This is a genomic window from Mycobacterium sp. DBP42, from assembly GCF_005924235.1.
GTDB classification, from domain to species: Bacteria; Actinomycetota; Actinomycetes; order Mycobacteriales; family Mycobacteriaceae; genus Mycobacterium; species Mycobacterium syngnathidarum.
In genome coordinates this window covers 1-14,751 of sequence record NZ_VCMY01000019.1, presented here as the reverse complement: position 1 = coordinate 14,751, position 14,751 = coordinate 1, and the positions used below count along the sequence as shown (strand labels likewise).

Here is a 14,751-nt window from a genome sequence, read left to right as displayed (position 1 = left end):
GGCCCTCAGGCCCGGGTCAGCTCCGCATAGCGGCTGACGTGGTAGTCGGTCGAGCCGAACTCGTACTGCACCGCGGTGAGACGTTTGAAGTAGTGACCGATTGCCAGCTCCTCGGTCATGCCCATGCCGCCGTGCAATTGCACCGCGTTCTGTCCGACAAAGCGCGCGGCCCGTCCGATGGTGGCCTTGGCCGCTGAAACCGCCTTGGCGCGCTGCGCGGGTTCGGCATCGAGGTTCAGCACGGCCAGATAGACGGCGGCCGAAGCCTGTTCGACCTCCATGTGCATATCCACCATCCGGTGCTGCAACGCCTGGAAGCTACCGATGGGCAGGCCGAACTGCTGTCGCTGCTTGCAGTACTCGACCGTGTCGGCCAGCACCTTTCGCATTCCCCCCACGGCCTCGGCGCATACCGCCGCCGCCCCCTCGTCACGGGCCAGCTCCAGCGACGGCCAGGCCTGCCCCTCGATCCCCAACAACGCCCCGGCCGGCAACCGGACATCGGAGAATGTCAGGTCCGACGCCCTGCGGTCGTCCACCGTGCGGTACGGGTGCGCGGTGAATCCCGTTGTCAACGAGGCGATGTCGACCAGGAACAGGGAGATCCCGTCGGCGTCGGCGCGTTCCCCCGAGGTACGCGCTGTCACCAGCAGGTGGGTGGCCAGCGGTGCGTCGACGGCCATCACCTTGGAGCCGTCGAGCACCCATGCGTCGCCGTCTCGGCGCGCGGAGGTGGATACGTCGCGCCAGTTGTCCCCGGAGGTCGGCTCGGTGGCCGCCAAAGCGACGATGGCCGAACCCGCCACGATGTCCTCCAGCAGGGCAGCGGCTGCCGCGTCGCCGGACCGGTGCAGCAGTCCGCCTGCGACCACCACGGTGTCCACGAAGGGCTCGATCACCAGGGCGTGGCCCAGAGCCTCGGCGATGACCATGGTTTCGACCGGCCCGCCACCGATGCCACCGGCCTCCTCGGGCAGGGTGGCGCCCAAGATTCCCAGCTCCTCGGCGAAGCCCCGCCAGATCTCGGGTTGCCAGCCGGGGCCGGTCTTGGCCGCGGCACGGCTCGATGCCAGGTCGTAGCGGCTGGCCAGGAACTTGGTCAGCCCGTCGCGCAGCAGTTCCTGTTCGTTGGTCAGGTTGAAGTCCATCTAGAGCCCCAGTTCTGCCTTGGCGAGGATGTTTCGCTGAATTTCGTTGCTGCCGGCGTAGATCGAGCCGGCCCGATCATTGAAGTAGCGCAACGGTGCAACCGCCTGCCATGGTGCGCCGCTGTGATAGCCGTCGGCTGGCGGTTCGTAGTCGGCTACCGGACCGCCCGGGAAGGTGGCGTGCGGTTGGTAGGCGCGAGCGAGCGGGCCTGCGGCCTCCATCGAGAGTTCGGTGAGCGTCTGGCTCAGTTCCGTGCTCAAGACCTTGAGCATCGACGATGCGGTACCCGGATGGCCACCACCGGCCAGCGCGGACAACACCCGGTACTCCAGGATCTCCAGCACATCGGTGCGCAGCCGAGCATCGGCGAGCCTGCGGCTGAAGCCCGGATCGTCGATCAGGAGGCCGCCGTTCGGTCCTGGCATCCGGGTTGCGGCCGTGGCGATTTCCTCGCCCAAGACCTGCAGCGCCGGCGCGGTGGCACCGCCACCGCGCTCGAACTCCAGCAGATACTTGGCTACGGTCCAGCCGTCGTCGATCTTGCCGATCACGTTGGACTTCGGTACCCGGACCTCGTCGAAGAAGACCTGATTCTGCACCTCTTCACCGGAAGTCATGACCAGCGGGCGGATTTCGATACCGGGGGAGGTCATGTCGATCAGCACGAACGTGATGCCCTGCTGCTTCTTGGCGCCGCGGGTGGTGCGGACCAGCGCGAACATCCAGTTGGCTTCCTGGGCGTGGGTGGTCCAGATCTTGCTGCCGGTGCAGATAAGGTCGCCAGCCGCTTGATCCAAGACCGCGGCCATCGACAGCGCGGCCAGGTCGGAGCCGGCCTCGGGCTCGGAGTAGCCCTGGCAGAAGAACACCTCACCGGTCAGGATGCCGGGAAGGAAGTAGTCCTTCTGCGCCTGCGTACCGAATTTGATGATCGCGTGGGCCACCATGCGGATGCCCATCGGCGACAGCGACGGGGCGCCGGCCAATGTCGATTCGCGGCTGAAGATGTAGTGCTGGGTGAGGCTCCAGTCGCAGCCGCCGTGTTCCACCGGCCATGCCGGCGCGGCCCAGCCCCGCTCGTGGAGGATCTTCTGCCAGGCCATGCTGGCGTCGTGGTCGGCATACACGCTGGTCATCAGCTGGCCCGCGCGCCGAAGTTCGGGAGTCAGATTCTTGGCGAGGAAGTCGCGCACCTCGTCGCGGAATTCCTGGTCGCTCGTCGACCACTTCAGGTCCATGCCTGCCCCTTCTGCTGGTGTCGCTCCACAGAGTAAACCTAGTTAGTCAAGTGGCGTAGACCACCCCGGCATCTGCGCGGAGAACCGGCGGCGCCGCTTCGGCGCGGCGCGTTGCTGGACGCTGGTGGCACCCCTACGGGGCCGCGGGCGATAATCGGAGTCGTGGAGCGTCGCCAAAGCGGTCATGACCCCCAGTCCCCGATGGCACTACTGCAGAACCTTCCTGCGCTGGTGGTGCTGGAGCGGTTTCCGGTGCCGGTGTTGGCAATCGCCGAGGACGGAACGATCCTCTTCGCCAACACCGCCTTCGGTGAGATGGTCGGCCGCGGCACCGACGCGGTCAAGAACATGCGGTTTGCTGAGGTGTTCCACTCGCTACCGGCTGACGAGTCGGCGGTCTCGGTGATGCGCGCTCACGCCGGCCTGTTGGTCGACCTCGTCCACGACGACGGTTCGATTGTGCGGGCCCGGATGAGCAAGTCGGCGCTGCTGCGCGGCGACGATCCGGTGGCGCTGGCGACGTTCCAGGACCTCACCGAACGGTTGTGGGCCGAAGAACTCTAGGGCTATCCGGCGGCCTGCGCGCGCCGCAGTGATTCGCGGGCCAGGAACTCACGGAAGTAGTCCAGAGATTCCCTGCTGACGATCGAAGGAAGCAGCAGGTCCCACGTATGGGCTACCCGTTCACGCAAGTCGGTGCCCGTCGCGTTGGCGCGGGAGAGCGCCTCTGCGCCCAGCATCGACCCCAGGATCACCTCGGCGGCACCGGCGACGTCGAGGTTGTCCCGCAGGTCGCCTTCGTTCGCTGCTTGATTCAACTGCGCCCGCAGCTCATCGAGCCAACTCGTATATACGCGGGTGGCTGCCACGTTGATGCCGCTGAACGTGCGGAGCAACTGCATGCCGATCTGTGCCACCTTGTCCGAGCGGGCGAAATCGGCCACCACGAACAACCCGTGGATCGTGTTTTCCAAAGCCGGCGACGAGGATTCGGCGATCGTGCGGAAGGTGGCCAGCATCGCGCTGCCGCCGTCACTGATGATCGCCTCGGCCAGCGATTCTTTCGAGTCGAAGTGATAGTAGAGCGCGCCCTTGGTCATCTCGGCCCGCGCGATGATGTCGCCGAGCCCGGTCGCCGGATAGCCCTGCTCGCTGAAAAGGTCGACGGCGGCGGTGATGATCTTCTGCCGGGTCAGTTCGGATCGAGCCTGGCGTGCCATGTCAGCCTCGCTCGACGTTGGTGTCCGCGGCATTGCCGGCGGTGTGGGGCCGCAAGGGCACCACCTTCTTGACTCCTACCGCGGTGCGTCGCCGGATGAACTGTTTGAGGTAGCCGAGCCGTTCGGGCTCGACGAATCCAGGCAGCGCCAGTCGCCAGCTGTGCTCGAGATCGGTGAGGAATCGAGGGGGATCGTCGAGGTCGCTGGTCTGGCGCGCCCCGAGGTAGATCGACACCAACAACCGCGCGACCGTCTCCGGGTCCGAGTCCGCGGTGAAATCACCTTCACCGATGGCCCGTTTGGCGATGCCGGCGAAACCTTGCACCCATTCGTCGAGCACCCGTGGCCCCAGGCCGTCGGTCCGGCCGATGGATTCGACCAGATTCAGGCAGGCCCGGGCCATCGGGTCTCCGATGTCCTCGGCTGCAACCAGACACGAGAGGTCGATCAACGTCTCGGCTCCGGACAGGTTGCGGGCCAGCACTTCCTCGACCGATTTGTTGGCCCGTGCGGTGCGGTGCTCGACGATCGACACCGCCAGCGCGTGTTTGGACCGGAAATGGAAATACAACGCACCCTTCGTGACCGTGGCATCGGCGAGTATGTCGTCGAGGCTGACCAGGCTGTAGGGCGTGTGGGCGAACTGGCGCGCCGCCGCCTGCAGGATCTGGAGACGGGTCAGCTCTGCTCGCCGGTCGAGCTGCTCAGTCACCTCGGGGCCTTTCTGACTCTGATCGGCCGGCGGCCAGGTGTCTGATCTCGCCGTCGTCACCAGCAGACTCAAAGTCTTCGCCGTACGTGCATAACATTCTAAAGGTATGTATCGTGCTTAGCGTGATAACTCTTGGTTCGTCGCGGGTTGCCCGCCCGGCGGTGGCGCACGCCACGGCTGCGGGCACTGTGGCGAGCGCCACCATTTGGCTGTCGGCGGTAGCCAAGGGCTATCCTGGAAGCGTTGCCATGGCCTGCACCGGCAATCCCCCTCGAATCCCGGTGCGGGCCATGGCGACCTCAATTTCTCGTGCTTCCCAATATGATTCGATCTTGATGACGCCCCTCGCGGTCCTCTCGGAGTGTCCGTAGCCAATGTGGGATGACGAAGTCGACGTCGTTTGCTGTGGCCCCGGCTTCGGAGCGTTGGCGGCGGCCGTAGCGGCGGCAGACGTCGAGCTGGACGTGCGTATCGTTCGCCCCGGGAGTGCGAGCACTAGCTCGGTGGCGCCCGGTCTTGGGACACCATGGCTGGGTGCTGGGATCGACGATCCCGAGACCCGCGAATATCTCGATGCGTTGTCGGCGGACCTGCCGCCGGCCGACGATGCCGAATACGACACCGCCGTGACGGTTCGGCCGGTCAGCGACTGGACCCCGGTAACCGGGCGCGGGCGGATCGCGCCGTTCTACGGCGCCCGGCTGCAGGCCTGGGCGCAGCACTGCCTGACGTCTCCCTACGGCGTGCTCTACACCCGGCTGGCGGACCGGGGTACGACTTCGATGAAGACCCGCGCCGGCGAAGAGATCCAGGTCAAGGTGCTCGGGAGCGTGGATGTCGAGGGCGGCTCCGCCGTATCGGTGCTCGGTGACTGGCTCTCGGCGCGGATCGTCGACAAGCAGATCGACGTCGACACCGGCGCGCTGCAACGCCTCGTGTTCGAGGAGGGCGAGGTTCTCGGGGCGGTGATCGACACGGCCGATGGTCCGCTGGCACTGCGGGCCCGCCACGGCGTTGCGCTGTCGACCGATCCCCGTGGTGCCGGTGTGGGTGCGGCGTCCGATCAGCTCATCGAGCCCGGCAAGCCCCTACAGGTGGGTCTGGTCGGCTACAGCGCCAGCAGATTCGGTCGCGTCGAGCTCCTGGACCACCAGCCCGACACCGCACGGTCGGACTACTGCCGATCCGGAGCAGTGCACGACTCGCCACGTGAGTCCGGTCGGTCACGTGCGCGGCGCGGCTGAGAAATGCACGGGCACACGCCCTTTGGCCAGTAGCGCGGCCATCTCGTGTCCGAGGATCGGCTTGGACAGCAGGAAGCCCTGGGCGCGGTAGCATCCGTGCCGCAACAACGTCAAAGCGGCCCGTTCCGTCTCCACGCCTTCGGCCACGAGCTGTAGACCGAACGCACCCGCCAACGCGATCACTGCCCGCACGATCGGCAGGTCGCCCGGGTCTGACCCGAGTCCGGCGACAAAGCTGCGGTCGATCTTGAGGGTGTCCACCGGGAGTGACTTCAACAGCGACAGCGCACTGTACCCGGTGCCGAAGTCGTCGATCGCGACCTGCACGCCGACCTTGTGCAGTCCGGTCAGTGTCGAGCGGGTGGTTTCGATGTCCTGAACGACGATGCTCTCGGTGATCTCCAGGCATACCGATCCGCGGGGAAGGTGGAACTCCTTCATGATGCCGGCCACCGACGCCACGAATCCGTCGGTCACCAATTGCACCGGCGACACGTTGATCCGCAGCACGATGTTGCGGCCGACGCCGTTGGACCGCCACCGGGCGAACTCGGCGCACGCGGTCCGCAGCACCCAACGGCCCAACTCGCCTGCCAGGTTGATGGATTCGGCTACGCCGATGAACGAGTCAGGGGACAGCAGGCCCCGTGTCGGATGTTGCCAGCGCACCAGCGCCTCGGCCGCCAGCACCTCGCCGGTCCGCATGTCGATCTCGGGAAGGTAGTGCAGCACCAGCGCGCCGCTCTCGATCACACTCTGCAGGTGCAGCTCGATGTCGTTGCGGAAATCGATCTCCATGGCCATCGCATCGGAGAACACCGTGACCTGGTTGCCCCCGGAGTTCTTCGCCGTGAGTACCGCGTGGTCGGCCCGGTTGAGGAGATCAGATGTGGAGTCACGCCCCGGAATGCCTTGGGCCAGACCGATACTGACAGTGCGGGTGAGCATCTCGCCGTCGATGGTTACCCGTTCGCGCAGTACCGACTGGAGTCGGTAGGCCAGCGCCGTGGCCGCTTCGGCTGTCATCGCCGCCGCGGGCACCACGACGAACTCGTCACCGCCGAGCCGGGCGATGAGCTTGGGCGAGTCGTCTCCGCGTTGCAACCGGTCGGCCAGGATGCTGATGAAGGCATCGCCGGCGGTATGCCCCAGATAGTCGTTGATCGCCTTGAGCCGGTCCAGATCGAAGAACATCACCACAACCGGGCCGGGCTGCCCCGGTGCCAGCCGGGCCTGGAGGTGCGCCATCAGCGCCCTTCGGTTGTGCAGGCCGGTGAGGTGGTCGTGATCGGCCAGGTAGCGCAGCCGGTCCTCGGCTTCGATGCGGGCTTGCACCTGGGCGAACAATGAAGCAATCGCCTTGAGCGCGTTGAGCTCTGCGGGTAGCCACTCGCGATCGCCGAACTTGACGAACCCCAGGACACCGGTGGTGACGTCGCCGGACAGCAGCGGCACGCAGGCCATCGACGTACTCGCGATGTGCCGGCCCGCCTCGATCGTGCGCTGATAGTCGTCGGTGGACGGCTCCGGACGAAACACCGCCGGCTCCTTGAGGTGCTCGGCCATCGCGAACACCGGGTCGGCATCGGCGAAATGGATGACCGCGATCGGGTCGGTGTGAGCGTCGGGCGGGCGCGGCGGCCACTCGGCCACCAACCGTGTCGCGTGAGCCTCGTGGTCGTTGTGACGCAGGAAGCTCACGTCGACGTCGAAGAACGAGACCAGCTCGGCGAGGACCTGCTGGCTCACCGTGACCGAAGTCGCGGCGTCCACCGCCATCAGTTGGGTGGCAACCGATGTGACGAGCAGTTCGAGACTGCCTGGCACCAGATACCTCCGCCTATCCCTCAGCACGCGCCTCAGCCGTACTGCGTCGTCGAACCCGCCCGGGCTCGGCGCCTGCTGCGTACGGTCGGACGCGGCGCGTCGGACAACCTGAGCACCAGCGCTTGTGATTCGTCGCGCTCGGTGCTGGTCAACCTGCGAAAAGCGTACTGCAGGTCGCGCAGCGCGTCGGCGTGACCAGGTGAGAGCTCGTCGCGTTCTCGATCGTTGTGGGCGTAGAGGAACACCGGCGACACCGGTTGAACCGCCAGGCCGCGGCGCTGGGCATCGACCCAGACGGCCTCGACCGCAGATCCGGCGGCGGCGTAGTCCGTCAGCCGACGACCCCGGATTGAGACGACCGCCAGTGCCGAGCTCGACGTCACCCGCTCGTAGGTGTCGTCGCCGAGTGCCGTGCCGGTGTCCCAGCCGGCCAACTGCTCCATCACCTCGGGCCGGCGCAGGATGTCGAGGATCACCAGGTCCGCCGGGTCCAAGCCGAGCGTCGTCACGTCGAGACCGGTATCGGGGTCCGGATCGCCGGGCCAGCGCAGCTCCGACATCATCTCGCGGTGCAGGGCCGGTGTCAGATAGCGGATCCGGTCCGCCGCGGCGAGTAGGCGTGCGGCGGCTTCGATCTTGTCCCGATCATCGAGGATCGTGAGTTTGGCGCCCTCGTTGCGTGCGGCGGCCTGCAGCCCGTCGATCACCTCGCCGGCGATCGGCGCTGCCGTGCCCCGGAGTCGGTTGGTCTCCCGGGCCAGCATCGGTTCGTAGAGTTCGGCCAGCTCCGGTGCGCTACCGACGGAAAATTCCGCGCTCCCGTACAACGGTGTGCCTTCGTCGCCGCGGGACCACTGCACGTCTCCGGTGAGTCCGTGTGCGGCCGCGGCCACCCGCGCATTGAACGCCGCGGCGCCCAGCGCCACCGCGCTCCCGCGATACCCGACGTCCATTGTCGTGGTGTATTTCGTCGCCAGCCGGAGGCTGATCCGGTCGTCGGTCGCCTCGATGTGCCACGGCTGGACATTGCCACCCGAGGGTGCGCGCGTCGCCGCCTCGGCCAGGATGTCGGCCATCCCGGCCGGTTGGCGATACGCGTCAGGCGGGTGGGATACGGGCGCGGGTCTGAAGTCGAGGGGATCGTCGATGCGGTCCAGCGCGTCGGCGACATCGACACGAACCCGGCCCGAGGGCATCGGCTCGCCCAGACCGATGCGCCGTACGGCATTGGCCACGACGGTCGCCCCGAGAACCACCTCGGAAGCGAGTTGGGGCCACGTGCTCAGCGTCTTGCCGACCTCGACCAACGAAGCCGCCATGCGGGGGGAGAGTTGAGGTGCGTCCAGGATGCGCAGGACGTGCGGCACCTTGTCCTTGCTGCTGAGCCCGGCCAGGTCTTGTGCGGCGACGTCGCCGAGCAGACCGTGCAGGACGGGCCGCGCGGGTTCCAGGTCGAACCGCTCGACGTCGAGCAGGCCGCGGTCGCCCGTGGTCATCAGCACCGGTAATCGGCGGGCTCGGGCAGCTTCCCGGACAAGGACTTTCGCGTCCAGCGAGTCGCATTCCTCGACGACGACGTCGAGCCCGCGCAGGAAGGCGTCGATGGACTCGGGTGCGGCACCGTTGCGATCGATGTGGACCGTGATGTACGGGTCGATCTCGGCAATCCGCCGGGCGGCCACCACGGCTTTGTTCAACCCCAGGTCGAACACCGTGCCCGGGACCCGGTTGAGGTTCGCCAACTCGAGTTCGTCGAAATCGGTCAGGCGGATCTCGCCGCACAGGCCCTCGGTGGCGAGGTTGTGGGCGATGGCATGGCCGACACTCAGCCCGATCACACCGATCCTCAATCGCGACAGTTGTCGTTGTTCGTCGGCGGTGACGAGGTTGCGGTTGCGGTCCAGCCGTAGCCGATTGAAAGCGGCCGGCCCGAGGATGTGGACCAGGCTCCGACGCCACGAGTAGTACGCCCATCGCGTCGGCTCATCGAGCAATTCCGGGCCAACCGCCGGGACAAGAGTGCGCAATGCAGCCTGCTGCTCGCCGCATTCATCGACAATTGCGATCCGCGGGTCCCGGCGGAGCTGGTCGAGGGTGAATTCGTCGTCGATGAAGATTGCACGGTGTTGACCAGAGTCGTCGACTTCGCTCGATGCGCATTTCCCGACGGCTGCGTGGCTGTTTTCGTCGGTCATCGTCCCGCTGCGGTCCGGGTGTGGTCACCGAAGCCGGCGGTGGCCGGGTGCGGCCCGATTCGCTGGGCCTCGGCGAAGTAGCGCGACAGCTGTCCCGCATCGGCGTGTTTGGCGAATGTCCTGCTATCCCACCACATCATCTTCGTCTGGTATCGCGCGTCGGGATAGGGAGTCGCCGGAATCCTGGCGGCGAGCACCCCACCCGATGACAACCAGCGTTTGAGCACATAGGCCGCTGCGGTGGCCATGGCAAACTGAATGTCCAACAGCGTCATGGCATGCAGCGGCATACGCGCCAGCGTATCGGTGAGTGCGCGGCTCTGCTCCGGGTCGTCGCCCACCCACGCGGTTTTCATCTCGACCACACCGAACGGCAGCCGGTCGGCGATCATCTTGCGTACCGAGCCGAGCGCGGGTTGTCCGCTCCATTCGACTACGGCGTGGCTGTCCTCGACGCGCTGGTGGGGGCCCTTGGCCCGCAGACCACCGACGACGTCGCCCGCGCTATTGATCCCGACGCAGAAAAGCGCCGTATCTTCACCTGTCCGTAGTGTTTTCGGGTCCAGTGCACGTTCCACTCCGTGTTTGCGGTAGTTGGAGTGGGCGCCGCGGACGTACTCCTTCCACAGCCGGCGCTCCGCCGCCGGCCGTGCCACGACGATCGTGCACTCGCTGTCGGGGTCCCACCAGGTTGGGCTTTCGTCCAATGTCACGTTGCGGCGGGCTGCCGAATCGAGTTGGGGAGCGGTCATGTGGAATCCATTTCGTCGGTCAGCCGTGCCTTCCGACTCGGCCGGCTGATTTTGGTGTGCAGCACGGTTGTACGAATACGTGTGACGAGTATTGCGCCGCCTCGTGGTGGAATTCCAGCGAGCCGCGAAATCTTGTCCAGGCGCGGGGTGAATTCTTCCCGGGCACCCTCGATTTACTCACGGGTACGTGCAATTTTGGCAAATTCTGCTGACGCTATTCATGCCGTATATGTGCGTCTCGGGTGAGCATGGCAAAAATTGCCAATTGACGTCGCTGTCGAATGGGTGGTGTGAGGAGGGTGGGGAAACCTTTTGCTGCGGCGGCCCTCAGCCAGCCGTTCGGCGATAGCGCATCGGGGTGAATGGCGATCGACTTGGCGTTCGCCATGTCCTTTCGGGCCGGTGTTTCATTGGCGGGTAGTGCCTCGGCCCGCGCACCCAGGATGAGATTCTTGAGGGGATGACACAGGAGTATCCGAAAGCGACCACCCTGCCGGTCCAAGATGTCGGCAGGCTGCTGTTGCGGTGCGCGGACCGGCCCGGGTTGGTCGCGGCGATCAGCGGCTTCCTCACCGGCGCCGGGGCCAACATCATCTCGTTGGATCAGCACTCCACCGAACAGTCTGGCGGCACCTTCATGCAGCGCACGATTTTCCACCTACCTGGGCTGGCGGCGGTGCGCGACGAAATCGAGCGGGACTTCCGGCGGCAGGTGGCAGAGCCGTTCGAGATGGACTTCCGGCTGACGGAGGCGGCCAAGCCGAAACGGGTGGCGCTGATGGCTTCCCGCGAGGACCACTGCCTGCTGGATCTGTTGTGGCGCAACCGACGCGGTGAACTCGACATGTCGGTGGTGATGGTCATCTCCAACCATCCCGATCTTGCCGATCAAGTGCGCGCGTTCGGTGTGCCGTTCCTCTATGTGCCCGCGACCCGCGAGAACCGGCCCGAGGCCGAGCAACGCATCCTGGAGTTGTTGCGCGGCAACGTCGATCTTGTGGTGCTGGCCCGGTACATGCAGATCCTGACGCCCGAGTTCCTGGACGCTGTGGGATGCCCTCTGATCAACATTCACCATTCCTTTCTTCCGGCGTTCATCGGTGCCGCGCCGTACCGCAGGGCCAAGGAGCGCGGGGTCAAGTTGGTCGGCGCGACAGCGCATTACGTCACGGGCGACCTCGACGAGGGGCCCATCATCGAACAGGACGTGGTCCGGGTGGACCACCGTCACTCGGTCGGTGACCTGGTGCGATTGGGTGCGGACGTGGAGCGGCTGGTGTTGTCCCGTGCGGTGCTGTGGCACTGTGAGGACCGCGTAATCCGGTTCGGGAATCAGACCGTAGTCTTCTGACCACGGTTCGAGAGGAGTGAGCGTGAAAGTCTTCAATGGTCTTGACGAGTTCGTGGCGGCGAAGGGCAGCGAGCTGGGTCCCACCGAGTGGATGGAGATCACCCAGGAACGGGTGAACCTGTTCGCCGATGCCACCGACGACCATCAATGGATCCACGTTGATCCCGAAAAGGCGGCAGGCGGACCGTTCGGCGGGACCATCGCGCACGGGCTGCTCACTCTGTCGCTGCTGCCGCATTTCACTCATCAGCTGTATCGCGTCGACAACGTCAAGTTGGCGGTCAACTACGGATACAACAAGGTTCGGTTCATCACGCCGGTTCGCGTCGGTGCCAATCTTCGTGCGCGTGCGGCGGTCACCGATGTCGCGCAGCTCGACGGCGCGGTTCAGGCGACCATGACGGTGACCGTCGAGATCGAGGGTTCGGACAAGCCCGCGGCGGTCGCCGAGTCGATCGTCCGCTTCATCGGCTGATCAGGGCCCGTTCCCCTTCAGCTTTTCGCGTGAGCAGTCCCCGCAACGGGCTGCTCACGCGCATTCTGACAGTTGTCAGAATTCATTGACGGCCGTCAAAGCCCGCTGCTAGTGTTCTGCATCACAACGTGAAGGAGCACTGGGTTGCAGCGTTCACTGCCTCGGACCGCGATCATCGGCGCGGGTATCAGCGGGCTCACCGCCGGGAAGATGCTCAAGGATTACCGGGTGCCCTACACGACGTTCGAGACGTCGGACCGTATCGGCGGAAACTGGGCCTTCGGCAATCCAAACGGCCACAGCAGCGCGTACCGCTCCCTTCACATCGACACCAGCAAACATCGGTTGTCGTTCAAGGACTTTCCCATCCCGGAGCGGTTCCCGTCGTTCCCGCACCACTCCGACATCAAGTCCTATCTGGACTCGTACGCGAACGCGTTCGGGTTGTCGGAGAACATCGAGTTCAACAACGGTGTGGTGCATGCGGCCCGGATCGAAGGGGGCGGTTGGGAGATCGAGGATCAGGCCGGCGCGCGGCGCGTGTTCGATCTACTCGTCGTCGCCAACGGGCATCACTGGGATCCGCGATTGCCGGAGTTTCCCGGCACTTTCACCGGTGAAGAGATCCACTCGCACCATTACATCGACCCGAAGGAACCTCTTGAGCTGACCGGCAAGCGAATTCTGGTGGTCGGCATCGGGAACAGCGCGGCCGACATCACCGTGGAGTTGTCGTCCAAGTCGCTGCAGAACCAGGTCACGCTGTCCACGCGCTCCAGTGCCTGGATTGTGCCGAAATACATTGCGGGACAACCGGGGGACAAATACTTCCGCACCAATCCGTACCTGCCGTTGTCGTGGCAGCGCAAGATGGTCCAGCTGATCGGTCCGATACTGGGCACCGATCCGACGATGTACGGGCTCCCTGCGCCGAACCACAAGCTCTTCGAGGCGCATCCGACGCAGTCGGTGGAGTTGCCGCTGAGGTTGGGCTCCGGCGACGTCATTCCGAAGCCGAACGTGTCCCGGTTGGACGGTGCCACCGTGCATTTCGAGGACGGATCCAGCGACGATTTCGACGTGATCGTCTATGCGACGGGGTACAACATCACCTTCCCGTTCTTCGATCTGGACGTCGTCAGTGCGCCCGGCAACCACATCCGGCTCTACAAGCGGATGTTCAAGCCCGGGATGGATGATCTGGTGTTCATGGGATTCGCGCAGGCGATCCCGACGCTGTTCCCGTTCGTGGAGTGCCAGTCCCGGCTGTTGGCGGCGTATGCGGTCGGGCGCTACGCCCTGCCTGCGGTGGCGGAGATGGAGCGGGTGATCGATGCCGATCAGCAGCTGCACGCCGGGCATTGCACCGACCGGCCCCGACACACCCAGCAGGTGGACTACTTCTACTACGAGCACGACATCCGCACGCGCGAGTTGCCCGCAGGGGCGAAACGGGCAGCCGGCCGCGTCAGCGCGACCGCCGGAGTGACGGCATGACCTACACCGAGCTCGCGTTCTACTCGGCCGGAGACCGCTGCAGTGGATGGCATTTCCCCGCGGAAGGTGACGGATTCGCCGCGCCTGCGGGACGGCCGGTAGTGGTGATGGCACACGGGTTCGGCGGTACGAAGGACTCCGGTCTGCAGCCGTTCGCGGAACGGTTCAGCGCGGCCGGTCTGGACGTGGTGGCCTTTGACTACCGCGGCTTCGGAGCTTCCGACGGGCAACCGCGGCAGAGTGTTTCGGTCGAGCGCCAGATGGCGGATTACGGTGCGGCGGTTGCCGCGGCCCAACAATTGCCGGGGGTGGACCGTCGGCAGGTGGTGTTGTGGGGATCGTCGTTCTCGGGCAGCCATGTCCTGCGGGTGGCCGCTCAGTGCGCCGACGTGGCTGCGGTGATCGGGATGACGCCGCTGACCAGCGGGCTGGCTGCCAGTCGCGCGGCCGCGGCACACCGTGATGTGGCCTCGGCGCTGCGCTGGACATTGGCGGGTCTGAAGAGTCGCGTGGCGGTGGCGGCGGGTCGGGCACCGACGCTGATGCCGCTGGCGGCCAAGCCGGGAGAGCCTGGCGCGTTGGCTCTCGACGGCGCATACGACAGCTACAGTGCGATCGCCGGGCCGACGTGGCGCAACGAAGTGGATTCGGCGATCGGGATGGAGCTGGTGCAGATCCGCACGAGTGCCGCGGCCAAAGCGCTGAAATGTCCTGTGCTGATTCAGGTTGCCGACTTCGACCGGTTCGTGCCGGCCAATTCGGTGATGAAGACGGCGGTGCAGGCCCATGCTCAGGTCCACCACTATCCCTGCGATCACTTCGACGTGTGGCCGGGCCATGACTGGTTCGACACCGCTGTCGAGGATCAGGTGAAGTTCCTGGCCCGGACGTTGGGCACTGCTTGACTTAGGCTGGCGAGCAGACGCATATGTACCCGACACGCCGACGATTCGGGTACATATGTGTCTCAGTGTCAGTCTGGCTTTTGCCGCGTTGCGGTGGTTGGGTCTGGATCATCTGGTGTCTGGCTCGATTTGTGTCTGTCGCCCGTTGTGGGTTGGCATTTGAGCAGTAGTGCCGGCACCAGGTGT

The 14,751-nt window shown here is 65.6% G+C and carries 13 protein-coding genes; 6 read left to right on the top strand and 7 right to left on the bottom strand.

The window, feature by feature from the left end; translation table 11 throughout:
• Positions 1 to 5 precede the first annotated feature (5 nt).
• Together E0T84_RS17805 and E0T84_RS17800 are read right to left on the bottom strand one after the other, a co-directional pair.
• On the bottom strand, positions 6 to 1,148 hold the full coding sequence (locus E0T84_RS17805) for an acyl-CoA dehydrogenase family protein (protein WP_138745095.1): 1,143 nt from the start codon (positions 1,146 to 1,148) through the stop codon (positions 6 to 8).
• Positions 1,149 to 2,387 (bottom strand): acyl-CoA dehydrogenase family protein, encoded by a 1,239-nt coding sequence (locus tag E0T84_RS17800; protein ID WP_138745094.1) that lies wholly within the window; start codon positions 2,385 to 2,387, stop codon positions 1,149 to 1,151. It lies immediately after the preceding gene.
• A 201-nt stretch (positions 2,388 to 2,588) separates the two neighbouring features.
• Between E0T84_RS17800 and E0T84_RS17795 the strand changes: the two genes are divergently transcribed.
• Positions 2,589 to 2,951 (top strand): PAS domain S-box protein, encoded by a 363-nt coding sequence (locus tag E0T84_RS17795; RefSeq protein WP_171055074.1) that lies wholly within the window; start codon positions 2,589 to 2,591, stop codon positions 2,949 to 2,951.
• A gap of 2 nt (positions 2,952 to 2,953) precedes the next feature.
• On the opposite strand, the gene E0T84_RS17790 is transcribed toward E0T84_RS17795, so the two are convergent.
• Both E0T84_RS17790 and E0T84_RS17785 read right to left on the bottom strand, forming a co-directional pair.
• The gene (locus E0T84_RS17790) at positions 2,954 to 3,607 is read right to left on the bottom strand and encodes a ScbR family autoregulator-binding transcription factor (protein ID WP_070184765.1); all 654 of its coding nucleotides are present in this window, start codon (positions 3,605 to 3,607) and stop codon (positions 2,954 to 2,956) included.
• A gap of 1 nt (position 3,608) precedes the next feature.
• Positions 3,609 to 4,319, bottom strand: coding sequence for a TetR/AcrR family transcriptional regulator (locus E0T84_RS17785; RefSeq protein ID WP_070184764.1), 711 nt, complete (start codon positions 4,317 to 4,319; stop codon positions 3,609 to 3,611).
• A gap of 503 nt (positions 4,320 to 4,822) precedes the next feature.
• Between E0T84_RS17785 and E0T84_RS17780 the strand changes: the two genes are divergently transcribed.
• Positions 4,823 to 5,563, top strand: coding sequence for a hypothetical protein (locus E0T84_RS17780; protein ID WP_234998148.1), 741 nt, complete (start codon positions 4,823 to 4,825; stop codon positions 5,561 to 5,563).
• Here E0T84_RS17780 and E0T84_RS17775 read toward each other — a convergent pair.
• The 3 genes from E0T84_RS17775 to E0T84_RS17765 all read right to left on the bottom strand — a co-directional run bounded on the left by E0T84_RS17775 (position 5,543) and on the right by E0T84_RS17765 (position 10,337).
• Positions 5,543 to 7,342, bottom strand: coding sequence for a putative bifunctional diguanylate cyclase/phosphodiesterase (locus E0T84_RS17775; RefSeq protein WP_371726055.1), 1,800 nt, complete (start codon positions 7,340 to 7,342; stop codon positions 5,543 to 5,545). The genes E0T84_RS17780 and E0T84_RS17775 overlap by 21 nt on opposite strands.
• An 80-nt stretch (positions 7,343 to 7,422) precedes the next feature.
• Complete coding sequence (locus tag E0T84_RS17770; protein WP_138745092.1) at positions 7,423 to 9,585, bottom strand: Rv1355c family protein; 2,163 nt, start codon at positions 9,583 to 9,585, stop codon at positions 7,423 to 7,425.
• On the bottom strand, positions 9,582 to 10,337 hold the full coding sequence (locus E0T84_RS17765) for a hypothetical protein (RefSeq protein ID WP_138745091.1): 756 nt from the start codon (positions 10,335 to 10,337) through the stop codon (positions 9,582 to 9,584). The genes E0T84_RS17770 and E0T84_RS17765 overlap by 4 nt, the downstream gene beginning before the upstream one ends.
• A 460-nt stretch (positions 10,338 to 10,797) precedes the next feature.
• Between E0T84_RS17765 and purU the strand changes: the two genes are divergently transcribed.
• The 4 genes from purU (at position 10,798) to E0T84_RS17745 (ending at position 14,565) form a co-directional block, all read left to right on the top strand.
• A complete protein-coding gene (purU, locus tag E0T84_RS17760; protein ID WP_070184761.1) occupies positions 10,798 to 11,688 on the top strand; it encodes a formyltetrahydrofolate deformylase in 891 nt (296 codons plus the stop codon).
• 22 nt (positions 11,689 to 11,710) lie between these two features.
• The gene (locus tag E0T84_RS17755) at positions 11,711 to 12,163 is read left to right on the top strand and encodes a MaoC family dehydratase (protein WP_070184760.1); all 453 of its coding nucleotides are present in this window, start codon (positions 11,711 to 11,713) and stop codon (positions 12,161 to 12,163) included.
• 144 nt (positions 12,164 to 12,307) lie between these two features.
• Entirely contained in the window at positions 12,308 to 13,660 is a 1,353-nt protein-coding gene (locus tag E0T84_RS17750) for an NAD(P)/FAD-dependent oxidoreductase (protein WP_138745090.1), read from the top strand.
• Positions 13,657 to 14,565 (top strand): alpha/beta hydrolase, encoded by a 909-nt coding sequence (locus tag E0T84_RS17745; protein ID WP_138745089.1) that lies wholly within the window; start codon positions 13,657 to 13,659, stop codon positions 14,563 to 14,565. Before E0T84_RS17750 ends, E0T84_RS17745 begins: the two co-directional genes overlap by 4 nt.
• The last annotated feature ends 186 nt before the right edge of the window (positions 14,566 to 14,751 follow it).

Coding starts and splice junctions, on each gene's coding strand:
- E0T84_RS17790 (WP_070184765.1), bottom strand. CDS start 3,607: ATGGCACGCCAGGCTCGATCCGAACTGACCCGGCAGAAGATCATCACC.
- E0T84_RS17800 (WP_138745094.1), bottom strand. CDS start 2,387: ATGGACCTGAAGTGGTCGACGAGCGACCAGGAATTCCGCGACGAGGTG.
- E0T84_RS17745 (WP_138745089.1), top strand. CDS start 13,657: ATGACCTACACCGAGCTCGCGTTCTACTCGGCCGGAGACCGCTGCAGT.
- E0T84_RS17795 (WP_171055074.1), top strand. CDS start 2,589: ATGGCACTACTGCAGAACCTTCCTGCGCTGGTGGTGCTGGAGCGGTTT.
- purU (WP_070184761.1), top strand. CDS start 10,798: ATGACACAGGAGTATCCGAAAGCGACCACCCTGCCGGTCCAAGATGTC.
- E0T84_RS17765 (WP_138745091.1), bottom strand. CDS start 10,337: ATGACCGCTCCCCAACTCGATTCGGCAGCCCGCCGCAACGTGACATTG.
- E0T84_RS17770 (WP_138745092.1), bottom strand. CDS start 9,585: ATGACCGACGAAAACAGCCACGCAGCCGTCGGGAAATGCGCATCGAGC.
- E0T84_RS17805 (WP_138745095.1), bottom strand. CDS start 1,148: ATGGACTTCAACCTGACCAACGAACAGGAACTGCTGCGCGACGGGCTG.
- E0T84_RS17775 (WP_371726055.1), bottom strand. CDS start 7,342: ATGGCGGTGGACGCCGCGACTTCGGTCACGGTGAGCCAGCAGGTCCTC.